We start from the raw sequence: 15,909 nt of genomic DNA on the forward strand, positions 1-15,909 counted from the left end.
CTATTTATTCAAAAACGTAATTTCTTTTAAATTATATGTGTTTTCTGCTCCATTGTGCACCACCACCAGCATGCCGGTTTCGGTCACATTGGTTATTGCGCCACGGAACGGCTTATCGTTAGATGCATAATAGGCCTCTTCGTTTAACCGGTATAGTCGGCTTAGGTACGTATTCCTTACAACATCAAGCTTTCCGGCTCTTAGTTGCAGGTACCAGCCTTCTATATGGCTGCAAATTTGGGATAATATCTCTTTTAAATCATAATCCCTATGTAATATCTGCCGTAGCGAAATGGCACTCCCGGCGCTTTCGGGGTAATCATCCTGGTTTATATTAAGGCCTATGCCAATAACGGAGTGGCGTATTTGTCCGCCCTGTATCATATTTTCAATTAACATGCCGCCCAGCTTACGGTTACCTACATAAATATCGTTAGGCCATTTAATTTTAAGGGCATTGCCCAATAAGGGGTGCAAGGCATCGTAAACCCCTAAGCTAACGGCTCTTGTGAGGTCGAATTGCTTGGTTGGCGATAGAAAATCAGGGTTGAGCAACAGGCTGAAAGTTAGGTTTTTGCCTGGCTGGGCATGCCATGTGTTTTGATGCTGCCCGCGGCCCGCGTATTGGCTTTCTGCCATAATGACCGTACCTTCGGGTACTGGCTTGGAATTTGACAGGATATTTTTGAGGAAACTATTGGTGGAGTCAACTTCTTTTAGTGTCACTAAATTTTGTCCAACAAATAATCCTGAAATTATGTTATTTTGCAACGTATAATAATTTATAAACCCAAATCGTTCAAAACTAATTCTTTTTGATGGTAAAAAGTAAAGTGATAAATGAATCCACCTATATTTCTGAACTGGCCATACATGGCATGCAGGAAAAAAAGGGGAATGAACTGGTGAGGCTCGACCTCCGGAACATCAAAAGCTCGGTAGCAGATTATTTTGTGATTTGCCATGCCGATTCTGCCACACAGGTAAAAGCAATAGCAAACAGCGTTGAGGACGAAATTTATAAAGCCATGCAGCAAGACCCCTGGCGCAAGGAAGGGCTGGAGCATGGCGAATGGATACTGCTGGATTATGTTGACGTTGTGATACACATCTTTCGCACCGATAAGCGTGAGTATTACGGTGTTGAAGATTTATGGGGCGATGCTGAAATTAAAAGCTATAAAAGCGCTTAATTAAGGCGCGACAAAAAATGCCCTTTTTTAATGATTTATTATTGATAGATGACCTTGTAGAAAATGGAAAAAGATAAAAAGGCCGATGGCCAGAAACCGATAAGGAAAATTCCGAATAAAAAGATTACGCCAAAACCGCCAAAATTCAACCTGATGTGGTTGTACGCTATAGCCCTTATAGGCATAGTGATAGTACCTACGCTAATAGGCGGAAACAACGGCAAAGCAATCAATTTTCAGCGTTTTGCCAACAGCATGCTTAAAAAGCGCGACGTTGAGAAAATAAGCGCTTATAAAAACGGTGATTTGATCGTAGCAGAAGTTTATATTAAAGCAGATAGCCTGGGCAAGCCCGAGTACAAGGATGCCAACAAAAACACAGGCACGTTAAAAGTAAATTCCGACGGACCACAATACTACTTTACCGATGCTTCTTACGAAAGCCTTAAAGCTTCTATAGCTGCTGCTGATAAAAGCGTAAACGACGGGCAGGTAACTTCTATAGAATATCAGCAAAGCAAAGAAAACCTGCTGAGTAACTGGTTGGTGCAATGCATCATTATGGCCGTGTTGCTGGTTGGCGTTTGGCTGTTCATCATGCGCCGTATGGGCAATGGTGGCGGTGGTGGCCCGGGTGGCCAGATATTCAACATCGGCAAATCAAAAGCTACCTTGTTTGATAAAGAGGCCCAGGTATCGGTAACGTTTAATGATGTTGCCGGTTTGGAAGAAGCCAAGCAAGAGGTTATGGAAATTGTAGATTTCCTGAAAAACCCAAAAAAATACACTAACCTGGGCGGTAAGATACCGAAAGGCGCTTTGCTGGTTGGTTCGCCGGGTACGGGTAAAACCCTTTTGGCCAAAGCCGTTGCAGGCGAGGCACAGGTGCCTTTCTTCTCGCTGTCGGGTTCCGATTTCGTTGAGATGTTTGTGGGTGTGGGTGCATCGCGTGTTCGCGATTTGTTCCGCCAGGCAAAAGACAAAGCGCCTTGTATCATCTTTATTGATGAGATCGACGCTATTGGCCGTGCCCGTGGTAAAAACAATATTGTAGGTGGTAATGATGAGCGCGAAAACACACTGAACCAGTTATTGGTAGAGATGGATGGTTTCGGTACTGATAGTGGTATCATCATATTAGCTGCTACCAACCGCCCCGATGTATTAGATTCTGCATTAATGCGCCCGGGACGTTTTGACAGGCAGGTATCTATTGATAAACCCGATTTGATTGGCCGTGAACAAATATTTAAGGTGCACTTAAAGCCTATCAAATTATCAGAAGGTGTTGATGCCAAGAAACTATCTGCGCAAACCCCGGGTTTTGCCGGAGCTGAAATTGCCAATGTTTGTAACGAGGCTGCCCTGATTGCTGCCCGTAAGAACAAAGAGGCGGTAGATATGCTGGATTTTCAGGACGCGATAGACCGTGTGATTGGTGGTTTAGAAAAGAAGAACAAAATCATCTCTCCGGAAGAGAAACGCGTTGTGGCTTACCACGAAGCAGGCCATGCTATAGCCGGCTGGTTTTTGGAGCATACCGACCCGCTGGTTAAAGTAACCATCGTTCCGCGTGGTGTGGCTGCATTGGGTTACGCCCAGTACCTGCCAAACGAACGCTTTTTGGTGGCCAAGGAAGAGTTAATTGACGATATGACCTTATCTATGGGGGGCCGTGTTGCCGAAGACCTTGTTTTTGGTAAGGTAACAACCGGTGCCCTGAGCGATTTAGAACGCATCACCCGCCTGGCTTATGGCATGGTGAAGATATATGGTATGAATGATAAGGTAGGTAACCTGTCATTCTACGATCCGCAAGGTGAGAACCAGTTTATCAAGCCGTATTCAGATGCCACGGCAGAGTTAATAGATGCCGAGGTACGCGTATTGGTGGATGTGGTTTACGCCCGCACCAAAGAGTTGCTGATCAAACATCGCGATGGCTTAGAGGCTGTAGCGTTAAAACTATTGGAGAAAGAAGTGCTGTTCCAATCGGATCTGGAAGATATATTGGGCAAGCGCCCGTTTGAGCATCGTACAGCATACGACAAATTCGTTAACGGCGAACCTACTTTGATACCGGATAATAACGCGATACCGGATAGCGTGATAAACCCCGAGCTTTCGAGGATTGAAGGAACCGAGGAAGACCCGATAGGTAAGGATTAATTATTTTAAAAGTCTGAAGTCGTAAGTCTGGAGTCCTGAAATAGGGAACGGCTTACGACTTTTTTACTTTATACTAACGGCTAACATGAGGGATATCACCACATCGAAAGAAAAGTTGCTAAAAAAAGTGCGCAAGGCGCTTTTAGAAAAGCGTGATAACCCTTACCCGGCGCTTGAAGACCTGCCCATGTACCCGCCCGATGATGAGTTGTTGGAGGTGGTTTTTGCAGAACAATTTACCGCCGTTAACGGCCAGTTCGTTTTCTGCGAAGATGAGGTGCAGTTTATAGAAAACCTGCTGGAACTTGCCGAAGAGCGCAAATGGCACAAGATATACTGCTGGGAACCCGCACTGCAGCAGGTGCTTAACACCTACGAATATCCTTTCTTTGAGACCGATAAAGATTTTGAACAGGCCGAAGTTGGCTTTACCCTTTGCGAAGCACTGATAGCCCGCAATGGCAGCATAATGCTCTCTAACGCAAATGCAGCAGGTCGCAGGCTAAGTATTTACCCGCCAGTACACATTGTGCTGGCTTATACCTCCCAATTGGTAATGGACCTTAAAGACGGCTTCAAACTGATTAAAGAAAAATATGCCGACCGCATCCCATCTATGATCACCACCGTAACCGGCCCCAGCCGCACTGCAGATATCGAAAAGACATTGGTTTTGGGTGCCCATGGGCCAAAAGAACTATTCGTTTTTTTATTAGACGGATAAACCCGTCTTCGTTTCCCCCGGATTACCTATTTCATCAAGACACTGTACTTTGGACTGTTATACTCTGCGGCTTAGGCTTCAGTATCCTGTCGCGCATCTTCAAAAAAGGCTTTTCTATAGCTACATGCAATAGTATGGCGCCTATAGCTATTACTATAAAGCAAATCAGCATGGCCAGGTTACTGTTTTCGCTGATGCCATAAGGGGCAATTAAGCGTTGCGTTAAAGGCATCAGCCCTTTGTGTGACAGGTAGAGGCTGTAAGAAAGCGCCGCGATTTTTTCGGTAATGGCCGACCGATGCTTGAACAAGATGCTTGCCGGGTGCACTGCCGCCATTACAATGATGCCGTAGCCAATAGCTACCACCGGGTAACCAAAAACAACAGCGGTAAAACTGGCTTCGTCCTTGTTTACATAATAAGCCGCTACCAATATCAGTATCCCTACAGGTATGAGCCAATTGGCTGCTTTAGCTATTTTACCAGCAAAGCCCGGACGGTAATGGTACAGCGCTGATACCGCAATACCAACCAGTAAAGGATCTAGCCGGTTGTAAGTGGGATAGTAAATATATAGATGATGCAAAGGCCAAAAAGCATCGGTACCCAGATATGGCACTATAATTTGCCAACCGTACCAGCGTATCACAAAACCGAATAGAAAGACACCTGCCAATATCAACAAACCCTTTTTTCCGGCTTTAAAATAAGCGAGAGGTAGCAATACCAAAGGCAGTACCAGGTAAAATTGCTCCTCTACACAAAGCGACCAGGAATGCGAAAACGTACCAAATACCCGCACATCCAGCCCGTAGTTTTTGGTAAAGGTGAGAAATCGCCACAGGGGCGATAAGGCTTCCCGCTCGTGGTAGGCGGGTACCAAAAAGTACACAGCGACAATAAAAAAGTAAGCCGGCAATATGCGGAAGGACCGTTTGATAAAATAGGTTTTTAAAGATATGGTGCCCGTTTTAGAAATTTCAGCGAAGAGGTGCGAGGAGATGAGGTACCCGCTCAGCACAAAGAAGAGGTCTACACCTGTCCAACCAAATGTGCCTAAGCTTGCTGCCCAATCCGGGTGGCCAAAAAGCCTGTAATGGAATATCAGAACGTAACAGATAGCAAAAGCCCGCAGATGGTCCAGTCCGTAGAGTTTCTTATTCGCCGCTATGGCTGTTGCTTGCATACTTAATTTATTGCTGGTTGCCTGGGTTTGATGAGGATATTCAAAATTGCCGCGATGATGATCACCCCAAAACAACCTATCGGGTTTAGCCAGAGGTAAGCTATGGTGTTTTTGTAGCCCATGTAACAGATAATCAGTTCGGTAATTACAGCGGCTATGAATACCGGCGTTGCCCTTATGCTCTTGAAGTAAAACGCCACTACGAAAACTCCCAGCACGGTACCGTAAATGTAGGAGCCCAGCTGATTCACAGCCTCTAAAAGATTGCCAATTTTGTTGGCGTAAAGGGCCATGCCGATACAAACCACACCCCAGAAAAGGGTTGCCAGGCGCGATGCGTTTACATAGCTTCTGTCTGATGCGTTGGGGTTAATGATGCGCTTGTAAAAATCTACCGCGGTGGTTGATGCCAGCGAATTTAAACCGCTGGCCGTAGAACCCATGGATGCCAAAAATATCACGGCGATGAGCAGCCCTATCAATCCTTTTGGCAAATATTGGGTAACAAAGGTAAGGAACACGTAGTTGGTATCGTCGGCATTGGCCTTATCGTTGCTTTGTTTGATAACAGCGATGGCATCGGTACGTATTTGTCCGGCTTGTTTATTCAGTTTGCTCAGCTCGGCTTTCGCCCTTGCAACCTGTTCCGGGTTATGGGTATCGAGTGCTTTGGACAGGTTATCGGCCTTTAGCCGCCGCTCGTCGAAAGTTTTATTATACTGGGCCTCCAGTTGGTTAAACTGCGGGGCGTAGCTGCTTTTCTTTACCTGCTCTACCTCGTAATTATTGAAGAAAACAGGGGGCCTGTTAAACTGGTAAAAGCTGAACACCAATACGCCCACCAACAGGATGAGGAACTGCATGGGTATTTTGAGCATACCGTTCATAATGAGGCCCAGGCGGCTATGCTCTACCGAGCAACCGGTGAGATAACGGCCCACCTGGCTTTGGTCGGTACCGAAGTAGGCCAGCTGCAAAAAGAAACCGCCGATAATACCGCTCCACACATTGTAGCGGCTTTTGGGGTCGAAGTGCCAGTCGATAACATTCATACGGCCCAGGTTGCCCGCCAGCTTAACGGATTTGAGGAAGCCGATATCTGATGGCATCAGCAGCACCACGAATAGCCCCGCCAGGAACATGCCCGCGAAAATGATGGTCATCTGCAATAACTGGGTGTACGATACCGCCTTGCTGCCGCCGTAAACAGTGTAGAACACCACCAGCCCGCCAATGAACAAAGTGGTATATGTAATATCGATATGCAGAATGCCCGATAAAATGATGGATGGGGCATAAATGGTTATGCCTGTTGACAGCCCGCGCTGTATCAAAAACAACAGGGAGGTAAGGGTGCGGGTCTTGAGGTCGAACCGGGTTTCCAGAAACTCGTAGGCCGTATAAACCTTTAATTTGTGGAAAATGGGTACGAAGGTTACGCACAGCACAATCATGGCCAGCGGTAGCCCGAAGTAGAACTGCACAAAGCGCATCCCATCGCCATAGGCCTGCCCGGGTGCAGCCAGGAATGTAATTGCACTGGCCTGCGTAGCCATTACCGATAGCCCTACATGGTACCAGGGTAACGAGCGGCTGCCCAGGTATTGCCCAATATCTTTATTGCCACCGCTTTTAAAAACACCGTAAGCAACAATGGCAAGCAGGGTGCAGCCAAGAACTATCCAATCGGTTAAGCTCATTCAAAAGAGCGGGTAATAAGCCAGAATATAAAAATCAAAAAAACCAGCCATACAAGCACGATGCCGTAAAACTGGTTCCAGTTTTGTATAAATGAAGGGAGGCTGCTATCAGACCTCTTCACGGCCTTTTACCAAAAACTTAATGAATACCGCAGCAGTAAGCAAACCGAAAATGGCACCTACAGGTATCCATATAAAGCCCCTATCTATAATAGCGCCTACAAAAGCACCGCTAAGTAATGCTACCAGGTAAAATACGTAATCAAAGTTTTTTTCTTCTTCGTTGTGGTGCGACATAGTATTGGTATGTTATATATTCAGGTGCAAAAATATATTATTAAAGCGTTGCTGCCTAATTTTTAGTATGGTAGGACGAAAATAATTGAGGGTAGCCGTTACCCGCAGATTCGACGCGCCATTACTGCACCTGCCCCACAACAATCTTGTCCAGGTTATGCAGGTAGCGGCGGCCGGTCTTGAAATCGGCGGCGGCGGTCATCTGGATACTCTCGGGCATTTTATCTATCGCCATGCCGTTCTTCTCCATAATAATGTACACGTGGTCACCAACGCTGGTGTTGTAAAGCTCGTTCCATGAGTACACTACCTTATAGCCATCTATCCCTGTGCAAACCAAATAAAAACGACTAAGCAATTTGGGGCTGGTGGTTTTAAATTTGGTATGCGATAACACATCCTTCAGCAAAACACCCTTTAGTTGATCGTCTTTGTGTTTAAAGGCGCCGGTATGGTCGGTTACGTTAATGTCCCCTATTTCGCTTACTTTATATTGCTTCAACGAGTCGAGGGTAATTACTGATGTTTTCTCCACTTCGCCGGTGATGGAAAATTGCAGCGTTTGCCGCGTTTTGTCCTGGGCAAGCGCATGGTTAGCATAAATAAACAGGAGGATAGTGAGTAATTTCTTCATGGCAGGTGTAAAATAAAAAGCCCGGGGCTAACCCTTGTTAGCTCCGGGCAAATTAATAAATAGTTATCTACTTTAGATGATCTTCGTTAAAGCACAGCGATGATGTCTTTTATAGAAGCCCGCTTACTGTAATCTTTGTCAAAATGGGCAAACAAGATTTTGCCATTGCTGCCTATTACGTAGGTGGCCGGTACGGGCAGCACGTTATCGGCGTTGCCGTTGGCTTTGCTCATATCCAGGCCATAGCCTTTATATTTGGTTACGGTGGCTTCGTCCATAACGTATTTTACGCCGTAGCTGTTCATGATGGTGTACCCGGCATCCTGTACTATGGAATATGAAGCTTTTGTTTTGGCAACGGTTGCCTTAATGTTTTCGGCGGTTTCGGGCGTTACGCCTATAACGTAGGCCCCTTTGCCGGTTAGCAATTGCAACGAATCTTGTATATGCTGCATTTGCCTGTTGCAATAAGGGCACCATTGCCCGCGGTAAAAGAAAAGCACCACGGTTTTGTGCGATTTTAGCAGTGTCTTCAGATCTACCGTCTTGCCCGAATTATCCGTGGCGGTAAATGCCGGTGCCGAGTCTCCTTTTCTAAGCCCGGTTTGCGCCATAACCTGTACCGAAAACAGGAGGGCCATTACCAACCCAACTGCGCTTAATATGTGTTTTTTCATATTTTGTGTGTGATAAGATAAAACTAAAAGAGGGGGCTACACGCCCCCGTCCTTCAAAACAAAAACAACCTCCCAATTATTTATTGCTTTTCTTTTTGGCCATGGTTACATTTTTGATGCGGTATCTTTCATCCTTTTGTCATCCATTTTGCCCATCTTGTTCTTAGCCGGCTTCATTTTGGCCATTTTCTTTTTGTCCATTATAGCTGGCTTTTTCATCATGGTTTTTTTCATTTTGCCGGTGTCGGCCGCTAGCTCTAAAGCATGGCCGGGAGTTATTGCGGCATGTGCGTTTACAATAGGGCTGCATAAAGCCAATACGCCAGATAATACGATAGTTGCTAAAAGCGATGTTTTTTGAGTTTTCATGGTTTAAATTTACTTTTACCCCTTTGTCGGCACCCTTAAATAAACCTTACACCGTTTTTTAATTTTTATTCATCTCATCGTTTATGCGCTCTTGCAGGTTGGCTTTGAAGCTGCTATCCAAACGAATGTCCTGTGGCTGCGACTTCAGCAACTCGTTGATCATCTGGCTTATTTTGGCACTTTGTATAGTGTACAGGCGGCACGCTCCGCATCCCACGAGGTGTATACGCAATTCTATACTTTCCCTGAATGTGAGTTTGCCATCCATCCGCTTATCGGCCAGGAAGGTGGCCTTTCTACAGTTTCGCGTTATTGCTTTTAGTGGGTTCATATTCATATCCAGTTTTTTTGAAGGCAAGCCCTCAGGTTAAGTTTTGCACGATGGATGATTACCCAATAATTTGATGCGCTTATCTTCAGTTCGGCGCAAACGGCCTCGGTAGGTTCCTCGTCCAGGTGCTTCATGGTAAAAACCGATAGCCAAAGCGCCGGTAATTTCTCCATACACATCTTTAGTATGCTGTTGAATTCTTTTCCCTCCAGCGGATCGTAATGCTCTAACCCGAAAGGCTGCGGCGCATGCTGTTCTGTCCAATGCCCATCGCCTGCGTCAAAAAAATCCACTACCTCGCCTTCGGCATGCGTCAGTTCCTGCGTCCGCAAGCCGGAGGACTTCTTTCGATATACATCTATAATCTTGTTCTTCAGAATGGCGGTTAGCCAGGTGCGTTCGCTGCTTTTGCCGGCGAAGCGGCTCATGGCCTGCAAGCCTGCCAAAAAAGTTTCCTGTACCAAATCCTGCGCCTGCTCCTCATCGTTAATGCGGGTAATGGCGTACATATACAAATAATCGGCATAAGCTTTAACCCAATTTTTGGGGTCGAGCTGATGAATTGTGGGAGGTATTGTCATTTCAACTGCGTTATAAACTTTTTGTTTGTCGTTAGGATATGTAAAACCTTACAACGAGATTTACATGATCCCTCGATTGTATCATCACCCGTTTACGTATCTAAAATAAGCAACAATAAGCCGCATTATTATTTTTATTTATTTGTAAGGATATGGTATAAAAAGCTACTAAGCCGATAAAAATAGAGACGAGTAATCATGAAAACAATCAAGATATTATCCACAGCGGGCCTACTGCTTGCGGTTGCTTTTGCATCAGTAGCATTTATAAGTACGAAACCGGCCAGCACAAAGGCGCAGCCACTTGCTGATAACAAGGGTTTTGCAGTAGTAGAGCTGTTTACATCAGAGGGTTGCAGTAGCTGCCCGCCTGCCGATGCCGCAATAGCCAAAATAGAAAAGGAAAGCGTGGGCAAGCCCGTTTATATCCTTGCCTACCACGTAGATTATTGGAACCGCCTGGGCTGGAAAGACGCTTTCAGCAGTGCCGAGTTCTCGCACAGGCAAAGCGTTTATGCCCATTGGCTAAACATTAGCCAGGTTTACACCCCACAGGCTGTGGTGAACGGCCATACCGAGTTTGTTGGTTCTGAAGAGGGTAAGCTGCGCAACGCTATCAATACAGGCTTAGCTAAAACGGCAAAAACATCGCTATCCCTGGAGGACCTGAAAATTGCCGGTGGTAAGGCAAGCGTTAAATACCGTACCGAAGGTAGCGGCGCAAACACCGCCTTAGTATTAGCCCTGGTTGAGAAGAACGCTACTACAGCCGTAAAGGCCGGCGAAAATAGCGGTCGAACATTAGCGCATGTGCAAATAGTTGTTAAATTGCAGCAGATCGCACTCAAAGGAGATAAAAGCGGAGCGGCCGATATTGAACTGCCGAAGAACTTCAACGCACAAAATTTTGAAGTAATTGCTTTTGTACAGAATACGCAAAACGGTGGGATATTGGCTGCGCAGCGAGCCGCGTTCCCGGAGATGATGAGCGCAAGTAATTAAAAAAGTAAAAGCCTCCCATAAAATGAAAACAATCAAAGAAAAGCATTCCCTGCTGATGCGCTGGACTCACTGGGTGAATTTCCCGGTGCTAACCATTATGATATGGAGCGGGGCAATTATCTACTGGGCAAATGATGAATACAGCATCACCCTATTTGGGCATACCTATTTTAAATTTTTCCCGCAGGGTTTTTATGATAAGCTGCATATAGGGTACCGTTTGCGCGAGGGAATGGCCTTCCACTTTTTGTTTATGTGGTTTTTTGCGCTGAACGGGGTGATATATTTGCTTTACACCATTGTATCCGGCGCCTGGCGCGAGCTGCTGCCTCAGCGCAAATCATTTAAAGAAGCCTGGCTGGTGCTGTTACACGATCTGCACATTCGCAAGATGGCCCCCCCGCAAAACAAATACAACGCCGCACAGCGCATTGCCTATACTGCAATCATCGTAATGGGCTTCGGCTCGCTGGTTACCGGGCTTGCCATTTATAAGCCTGTGCAATTTGCTACCATCACCTGGCTTTGCGGCGGATACCACTCGGCCCGCGTCATTCACTTTATACTTACTATTGGTTACGTGTTTTTCTTCCTGATACATATCATTCAGGTGATTTTAGCCGGATGGAACAACTTCAGAGCCGTAGTAGCCGGCTTTGAAGTTGTTGACGATAACAAACCCGAACCACTAACCTTAAGCCCCGCCGAAGATGAAAAATAGCAATACGCCCAAAAAAGAGCTTACCGTGCAGCAAAAGATAAACCGCCGCAGTTTTATCTCCTTTGGGGTATTTGGCCTGATGGGTGTTGCTGCCTATAAAGGCTGGAATTGGTTGTACAACGCACCACGCGAAACTGCCGGGATAACCGCCGGGGCCAGGGCGCCAATGCGCCGGGCGTTGAACCAAACCGAGCTGGCCTTCCGCAGGTTTTTCAGCAATAACCATTTGGTAAAAACCTACCCAAAATCAATGGCAGCCAAAAATGTGCGCCATAACAGTGATGTTGGTGTAAAGGACCATTTCGATATAGCGGCCTGGAAACTGCAGGTAACCAGGAGCAACGGCGAGGTATTACAAATCACTATCGACCAGATAAAGGCCCTGCCCAAAACCGAGATCGTGTATGATTTTAAATGCGTGGAAGGCTGGGACCAGATACAGTACTGGGGCGGGCTTAAAATGATTGATTTTATTGAACATTTTGGCCTTGCGCAGGAGGCTACACTTGCTTACATGGGCTTAATGACCCCCAATAGACAGTATCAGGTTGGTTTGGATATGCCCAGTGCGCTACACCCTCAAACCATTCTGGCCTACGAAATGAATGGTAAGCCCATCCCGGGTAACCATGGTGCCCCGTTGCGGCTCATCATACCGGTGAAGTACGGCATCAAAAACATCAAACGCATCGGTAGCATCGCTTTCAGCAATAACCGTCCGCCCGATTATTGGGCACGCCAGGGTTATGATTATTATTCGGGCCTGTAACCAAAGGTTGGCCGGTGACTTATACTTTCGGGACTGTGTTTCGTGTGTAAGCATGCTTAATGCTGAAGCAGGTTTGCAGGGCGAACGTGTTTCACAAATCGCGTTTTTCACACGCTGGCACTTCCTGCTTGCCGGTTTGTTCACCCTGCTGTTCTGAAGCATATTTCGGCTATGTAGTGGTCTAACAAGTATGCCATAAATTTTGCATATTAGCGGGTACATGCCGCCTGCGAAACTGCCCCTTTCCAAACAAATAGCCTATGCCTGCGGGATGATAGGCTGGAGCACCATGACCAACATTATCATCGTGATGCTGCCTTACTTTTACCTGCCACCAAATAATGCGGGCCTGCGGCCACTGATACCGCAATTGCTGGTATTCGGCGTGTTCAATATCCTCTCCATCATTACGGCATCCGGCCGCTTAATCGATGCTTTTTTCGACCCCTTTATTGCCTCTTTGAGCGATAAAAGCAACAATAAGCGAGGCAGGCGCATACCGTACATGAAGTGGGCCATTTTACCGGCGGTGATTTTTTGCGGACTTACATTTTGCCCCTGGTCCATGTCGCTCAATGTGAACAACGCCTGGTGGCTTACCATAGCGCTTGTTTGCTTTTTTATGGGTGCTACGGCCTATATCATCCCTTATAACGCGCTGCTGCCCGAACTTACCAGTACCGGTGCCGAAAGGGTGAAGCTATCTTCCCTGCAGCAGGTGGGCTTTGTTATCGGCATCATACTATCTGCACTGGTAAATAACTTTGCCGACCTGATGCAACGCTGGGCACACGTTGCCAACCGCGATACCGCCGTACAATACACCATTTGGGGGCTGGCGTTTTTCTCGGGCCTGGTGATGTTGGTGCCTGTGCTGGCTATCAAAGAAAAGCGCTACAGCAGCAGCACACCATCGCACCTTGCGCTATGGCCGGCTATCCGCAAAACTTTCGAAAACCGTAATTTCAAATATTACCTCATCTCCGATTTTTCTTACTACATGGCGCTCAGCATCATCTCCAGTGGGTTGCTGTACTTTATTACCGTGCTGCTTAACCTCGATAAATCGATGGGCGGTTTGCTGATGGGTACCATGGTGCTTACTTCGCTGCTTTTTTACCCGCTGGTAAACTATCTTTCCAAAAAAATCGGTAAGAAACCTATTGTGCTGTTCTCTTTCGGTTTACTCAGTTTGATTTTCGTGGCGATATATTTCCTGGGGAAGGTGCCGCTTAGTCCCAAAGTACAGATATATATACTGGTGCTTAGTGCATCGTTCCCATTGGCATCATTGGGGATTTTGCCCAACGCGATCCTCGCAGAAATTGCCCAAAACGATGCTGAACGCACCGGCGAAAACCGCGAAGGGATGTTTTTTGCCGTGAAATACTTATTCGTGAAACTTGGGCAAACACTGGGCATAGCGCTATTCGCTTTCCTCACGGTGTACGGTATCGACCCGGGTAACGATTTTGGCTTACGCCTCAATGGTATCTGCGGCTGCGTGCTCTGCCTGCTGGCTATTGTTTTCTTTAGCCGTTTCAGGGAGCAGAGGGGGAAGTAGCGTTGCCAGTTTGCAGTGGGTAGTAGTCAGTTTGCAAGCCCCTCTTCTTGCGACTCACACGTGAGCTATCCGGAATTTATAAATTAGCACAATGAAAGACACTTTGCTATTTGGTGATAAAAAAAGCTTTGCTATAGAATTGGGGTTTACCAAATCAACCGAAATATTCAAGCTTGGCTTCTGGACAAATGGACGACGCCTTGGCAGTTTTACAAAGGGTGGCGAGTTGAAATATTCCATCCGAACGTATCAGGAATTTGTTTACGATAAAAGTTTTTTTTACCGGAGCGTCTTTGGCGACATGAGTCCTTCGGAAATATTTGATTATTTGGTGATGATTTTCTTTAGGCCAGCGGGTAAGAAATTGACTAAAGACGATGCAGAAAACAGGAAAGAGTTTCATCTTTTCTTCGGCGACCAGTTTGCAAATCAGACTGGTGGGTTTTTATTATTATATAAGGACAATAAGGTTATTTTCATAATAAAAAGGCCAAACGACGGTCCCGTTGACAGGTTTGATATCGATTTTAGTGTTTTTATCTCTGCTTTTGACGAATATATCCGATTCGTTGAACTAAATAATCTAGTATAATAGGTACTTAACCTACGTAGCCAGAGCGGTCGCAATGGAAGACTATTATAATACCCCGAGTGCAACCCATAATTGCCCGCTTCCTCAATAATTCATATTATTGGGCCTGGAATACACCAGATGCATCGCGTTGATATTGCAGGAAATGCCCGTAGCCCATGTCGGCAATGCCGATGCCGATTGATGGCTGTTTTGTGCATATTATTTGGTTATCGTGTTGATGAAACGCTCTACCACATAGGTAGATAATTGTCCGCCCGGGCCATACAAATTATAATCAAAGCCGTGCGTTGCCCAGGGCAGCTTCAACCAAAAATGCGGTATGTTGTTTTTTGCCAGCTTTGCATACAGCCTGCGGCTATGCTCGGGTGCTACCAGCACGTCGTTATCGCCGTGCAACAACAATGTGGGTATGGTGCTTTTGTTTACGAATTCCAGCGGAGAGCAAGCAGCATATTTTTGCGGCACCATATGGTAGCTGCCGCCGATGTAGTTTTCCATCACCTTGCGTGAATCCATAATGAGCGGATTAGCGGGTACGGAGTAGCCCCAAACCATATCCGCCGGACCGTAAAAATCTACCACGCCCCTAAGGCCTGGCTCGGGATGCGTATAGGCATAAAGCAGGGCAATCTGTGCGCCTGCAGAGCGACCCAGCAGTACGAAGTTATTGGTATCGATATGCAACTCAATGGCGTGGGCCTTCAGATAGGCAAATGCTTCGGCAACATCTATTACGGGTGCTGGCGTTTGGTATTTAGGTGCAAGGCGGTAGTTTATTGCTGCTACATTGTAGCCTTGCTGTGCCAGGTAACTATTCAGTTCGGGCAGCTCCGAATTATCGCCACCGGCCCATGAGCCGCCGTGGACAGAAACGATACAGGGCCTTTTGCCGCCTAATGCAGCCGGGTAAAAGTTGAGGCTAAGCGGCGCGGCCTTATCGGTATTGTAAACGAAGGATTGGTATTTTACCACAGGCTTAGCCTCGAATAGTTTAAAAAAGCTAAACGGTGCCTGCGTACTATCGCCATGGATGCTGGCACTGCCCGGGCCAAAAGCCGTAATAAAGTCTTTTTTGAGCGATGCCGCTACAATATAAGCGCGCACAATGGGTGATAGGAAAAACAGCAATGCTATTACTCCGATCACGGTTGAAGCCAGCTGGTATTTCTGCAGCCAGATGCCCGCGATCAGGAATACTGAAGTTATCCCCGCAAATAACAGCGGGAATTCGCTTACGCCGATAGCCAGCAGCCACAGGTAGTAGGCAGGGGCCTTAAAAGTGGCCAATAGTGATACCAGGAAGAGCAGTACAATAACGATCAGCCGAATCATGCGCAGTAGTTTAGGATAAATAGGGCGTGTTTTAAAAATATGATTTTCGGCATATAACCCATCAA

The 15,909-nt window shown here is 46.4% G+C and carries 18 protein-coding genes; 8 read left to right on the forward strand and 10 right to left on the reverse strand.

Annotation, left to right across the window (positions count from 1 at the left end; all coding sequences use genetic code 11):
- A complete protein-coding gene (locus E2R66_RS15305; protein WP_240049330.1) occupies nucleotides 1–726 on the reverse strand; it encodes a biotin--[acetyl-CoA-carboxylase] ligase in 726 nt (241 codons plus the stop codon).
- Nucleotides 727–818: 92 nt separating this feature from the next.
- Here E2R66_RS15305 and rsfS point away from each other — a divergent pair, with 92 nt between their 5' ends.
- From rsfS to E2R66_RS15320, 3 genes are all read left to right on the forward strand, one after another.
- Nucleotides 819–1,193: a ribosome silencing factor gene (gene rsfS / locus E2R66_RS15310; RefSeq protein ID WP_133234083.1), complete on the forward strand. Its 375-nt coding sequence runs from the start codon at nucleotides 819–821 to the stop codon at nucleotides 1,191–1,193.
- 63 nt (nucleotides 1,194–1,256) lie between these two features.
- Nucleotides 1,257–3,362 (forward strand): ATP-dependent zinc metalloprotease FtsH, encoded by a 2,106-nt coding sequence (gene ftsH / locus E2R66_RS15315; RefSeq protein WP_133234081.1) that lies wholly within the window; start codon nucleotides 1,257–1,259, stop codon nucleotides 3,360–3,362.
- A gap of 85 nt (nucleotides 3,363–3,447) precedes the next feature.
- Nucleotides 3,448–4,086, forward strand: a complete 639-nt coding sequence (locus E2R66_RS15320; RefSeq protein WP_133234079.1) for a LutC/YkgG family protein — start codon at nucleotides 3,448–3,450, stop codon at nucleotides 4,084–4,086.
- 34 nt (nucleotides 4,087–4,120) lie between these two features.
- On the opposite strand, the gene E2R66_RS15325 is transcribed toward E2R66_RS15320, so the two are convergent.
- The 8 genes from E2R66_RS15325 to E2R66_RS15360 all read right to left on the reverse strand — a co-directional run bounded on the left by E2R66_RS15325 (nucleotide 4,121) and on the right by E2R66_RS15360 (nucleotide 9,861).
- The gene (locus tag E2R66_RS15325; protein ID WP_133234077.1) at nucleotides 4,121–5,272 is read right to left on the reverse strand and encodes an acyltransferase family protein; all 1,152 of its coding nucleotides are present in this window, start codon (nucleotides 5,270–5,272) and stop codon (nucleotides 4,121–4,123) included.
- A gap of 2 nt (nucleotides 5,273–5,274) precedes the next feature.
- Nucleotides 5,275–6,972, reverse strand: coding sequence for a sodium:solute symporter (locus E2R66_RS15330; RefSeq protein ID WP_133234075.1), 1,698 nt, complete (start codon nucleotides 6,970–6,972; stop codon nucleotides 5,275–5,277).
- Nucleotides 6,973–7,080: 108 nt separating this feature from the next.
- Nucleotides 7,081–7,269 (reverse strand): hypothetical protein, encoded by a 189-nt coding sequence (locus E2R66_RS15335; RefSeq protein ID WP_133234073.1) that lies wholly within the window; start codon nucleotides 7,267–7,269, stop codon nucleotides 7,081–7,083.
- A 121-nt stretch (nucleotides 7,270–7,390) separates the two neighbouring features.
- Nucleotides 7,391–7,903: a molybdopterin-binding protein gene (locus tag E2R66_RS15340; protein WP_133234071.1), complete on the reverse strand. Its 513-nt coding sequence runs from the start codon at nucleotides 7,901–7,903 to the stop codon at nucleotides 7,391–7,393.
- An 86-nt stretch (nucleotides 7,904–7,989) separates the two neighbouring features.
- On the reverse strand, nucleotides 7,990–8,580 hold the full coding sequence (locus E2R66_RS15345; RefSeq protein WP_133234069.1) for a peroxiredoxin-like family protein: 591 nt from the start codon (nucleotides 8,578–8,580) through the stop codon (nucleotides 7,990–7,992).
- A 105-nt stretch (nucleotides 8,581–8,685) separates the two neighbouring features.
- A complete protein-coding gene (locus E2R66_RS15350; protein WP_133234067.1) occupies nucleotides 8,686–8,949 on the reverse strand; it encodes a hypothetical protein in 264 nt (87 codons plus the stop codon).
- 58 nt (nucleotides 8,950–9,007) lie between these two features.
- Nucleotides 9,008–9,286 (reverse strand): zf-HC2 domain-containing protein, encoded by a 279-nt coding sequence (locus E2R66_RS15355; RefSeq protein WP_240049331.1) that lies wholly within the window; start codon nucleotides 9,284–9,286, stop codon nucleotides 9,008–9,010.
- Nucleotides 9,283–9,861 (reverse strand): sigma-70 family RNA polymerase sigma factor, encoded by a 579-nt coding sequence (locus E2R66_RS15360; protein WP_133234063.1) that lies wholly within the window; start codon nucleotides 9,859–9,861, stop codon nucleotides 9,283–9,285. Before E2R66_RS15360 ends, E2R66_RS15355 begins: the two co-directional genes overlap by 4 nt.
- A gap of 198 nt (nucleotides 9,862–10,059) precedes the next feature.
- Here E2R66_RS15360 and E2R66_RS15365 point away from each other — a divergent pair, with 198 nt between their 5' ends.
- The 5 genes from E2R66_RS15365 (at nucleotide 10,060) to E2R66_RS15385 (ending at nucleotide 14,509) form a co-directional block, all read left to right on the forward strand.
- Nucleotides 10,060–10,863 (forward strand): DUF1223 domain-containing protein, encoded by an 804-nt coding sequence (locus E2R66_RS15365; protein ID WP_133234061.1) that lies wholly within the window; start codon nucleotides 10,060–10,062, stop codon nucleotides 10,861–10,863.
- 22 nt (nucleotides 10,864–10,885) lie between these two features.
- The gene (locus E2R66_RS15370; protein ID WP_192901981.1) at nucleotides 10,886–11,584 is read left to right on the forward strand and encodes a cytochrome b/b6 domain-containing protein; all 699 of its coding nucleotides are present in this window, start codon (nucleotides 10,886–10,888) and stop codon (nucleotides 11,582–11,584) included.
- Nucleotides 11,574–12,353 carry a molybdopterin-dependent oxidoreductase gene (locus E2R66_RS15375; protein ID WP_133234059.1) on the forward strand — a complete coding sequence of 260 codons (780 nt, stop codon included), beginning with the start codon at nucleotides 11,574–11,576 and terminating at the stop codon, nucleotides 12,351–12,353. Before E2R66_RS15370 ends, E2R66_RS15375 begins: the two co-directional genes overlap by 11 nt.
- A gap of 220 nt (nucleotides 12,354–12,573) precedes the next feature.
- A complete protein-coding gene (locus E2R66_RS15380) occupies nucleotides 12,574–13,917 on the forward strand; it encodes an MFS transporter (RefSeq protein ID WP_133234057.1) in 1,344 nt (447 codons plus the stop codon).
- Nucleotides 13,918–14,008: 91 nt separating this feature from the next.
- The gene (locus tag E2R66_RS15385; protein WP_133234055.1) at nucleotides 14,009–14,509 is read left to right on the forward strand and encodes a hypothetical protein; all 501 of its coding nucleotides are present in this window, start codon (nucleotides 14,009–14,011) and stop codon (nucleotides 14,507–14,509) included.
- A 201-nt stretch (nucleotides 14,510–14,710) separates the two neighbouring features.
- On the opposite strand, the gene E2R66_RS15390 is transcribed toward E2R66_RS15385, so the two are convergent.
- A complete protein-coding gene (locus E2R66_RS15390) occupies nucleotides 14,711–15,844 on the reverse strand; it encodes an alpha/beta hydrolase (protein ID WP_133234054.1) in 1,134 nt (377 codons plus the stop codon).
- Nucleotides 15,845–15,909 lie beyond the last annotated feature (65 nt).

The organism is Mucilaginibacter psychrotolerans (assembly GCF_004519315.1).
Taxonomy (GTDB): domain Bacteria; phylum Bacteroidota; class Bacteroidia; order Sphingobacteriales; family Sphingobacteriaceae; genus Mucilaginibacter; species Mucilaginibacter psychrotolerans.

What these genes read in the sequence shown, in the direction of transcription:
- E2R66_RS15320 (WP_133234079.1), top strand. Translation starts at nt 3,448, where the DNA reads ATGAGGGATATCACCACATCGAAAGAAAAGTTGCTAAAAAAAGTGCGC.
- E2R66_RS15385 (WP_133234055.1), top strand. Translation starts at nt 14,009, where the DNA reads ATGAAAGACACTTTGCTATTTGGTGATAAAAAAAGCTTTGCTATAGAA.
- E2R66_RS15340 (WP_133234071.1), bottom strand. Translation starts at nt 7,903, where the DNA reads ATGAAGAAATTACTCACTATCCTCCTGTTTATTTATGCTAACCATGCG.
- E2R66_RS15365 (WP_133234061.1), top strand. Translation starts at nt 10,060, where the DNA reads ATGAAAACAATCAAGATATTATCCACAGCGGGCCTACTGCTTGCGGTT.
- E2R66_RS15330 (WP_133234075.1), bottom strand. Translation starts at nt 6,972, where the DNA reads ATGAGCTTAACCGATTGGATAGTTCTTGGCTGCACCCTGCTTGCCATT.
- rsfS (WP_133234083.1), top strand. Translation starts at nt 819, where the DNA reads ATGGTAAAAAGTAAAGTGATAAATGAATCCACCTATATTTCTGAACTG.
- E2R66_RS15350 (WP_133234067.1), bottom strand. Translation starts at nt 8,949, where the DNA reads ATGAAAACTCAAAAAACATCGCTTTTAGCAACTATCGTATTATCTGGC.
- E2R66_RS15360 (WP_133234063.1), bottom strand. Translation starts at nt 9,861, where the DNA reads ATGACAATACCTCCCACAATTCATCAGCTCGACCCCAAAAATTGGGTT.
- E2R66_RS15380 (WP_133234057.1), top strand. Translation starts at nt 12,574, where the DNA reads ATGCCGCCTGCGAAACTGCCCCTTTCCAAACAAATAGCCTATGCCTGC.
- E2R66_RS15335 (WP_133234073.1), bottom strand. Translation starts at nt 7,269, where the DNA reads ATGTCGCACCACAACGAAGAAGAAAAAAACTTTGATTACGTATTTTAC.
- E2R66_RS15355 (WP_240049331.1), bottom strand. Translation starts at nt 9,286, where the DNA reads ATGAATATGAACCCACTAAAAGCAATAACGCGAAACTGTAGAAAGGCC.
- ftsH (WP_133234081.1), top strand. Translation starts at nt 1,257, where the DNA reads ATGGAAAAAGATAAAAAGGCCGATGGCCAGAAACCGATAAGGAAAATT.
- E2R66_RS15370 (WP_192901981.1), top strand. Translation starts at nt 10,886, where the DNA reads ATGAAAACAATCAAAGAAAAGCATTCCCTGCTGATGCGCTGGACTCAC.
- E2R66_RS15390 (WP_133234054.1), bottom strand. Translation starts at nt 15,844, where the DNA reads ATGATTCGGCTGATCGTTATTGTACTGCTCTTCCTGGTATCACTATTG.
- E2R66_RS15375 (WP_133234059.1), top strand. Translation starts at nt 11,574, where the DNA reads ATGAAAAATAGCAATACGCCCAAAAAAGAGCTTACCGTGCAGCAAAAG.
- E2R66_RS15345 (WP_133234069.1), bottom strand. Translation starts at nt 8,580, where the DNA reads ATGAAAAAACACATATTAAGCGCAGTTGGGTTGGTAATGGCCCTCCTG.
- E2R66_RS15325 (WP_133234077.1), bottom strand. Translation starts at nt 5,272, where the DNA reads ATGCAAGCAACAGCCATAGCGGCGAATAAGAAACTCTACGGACTGGAC.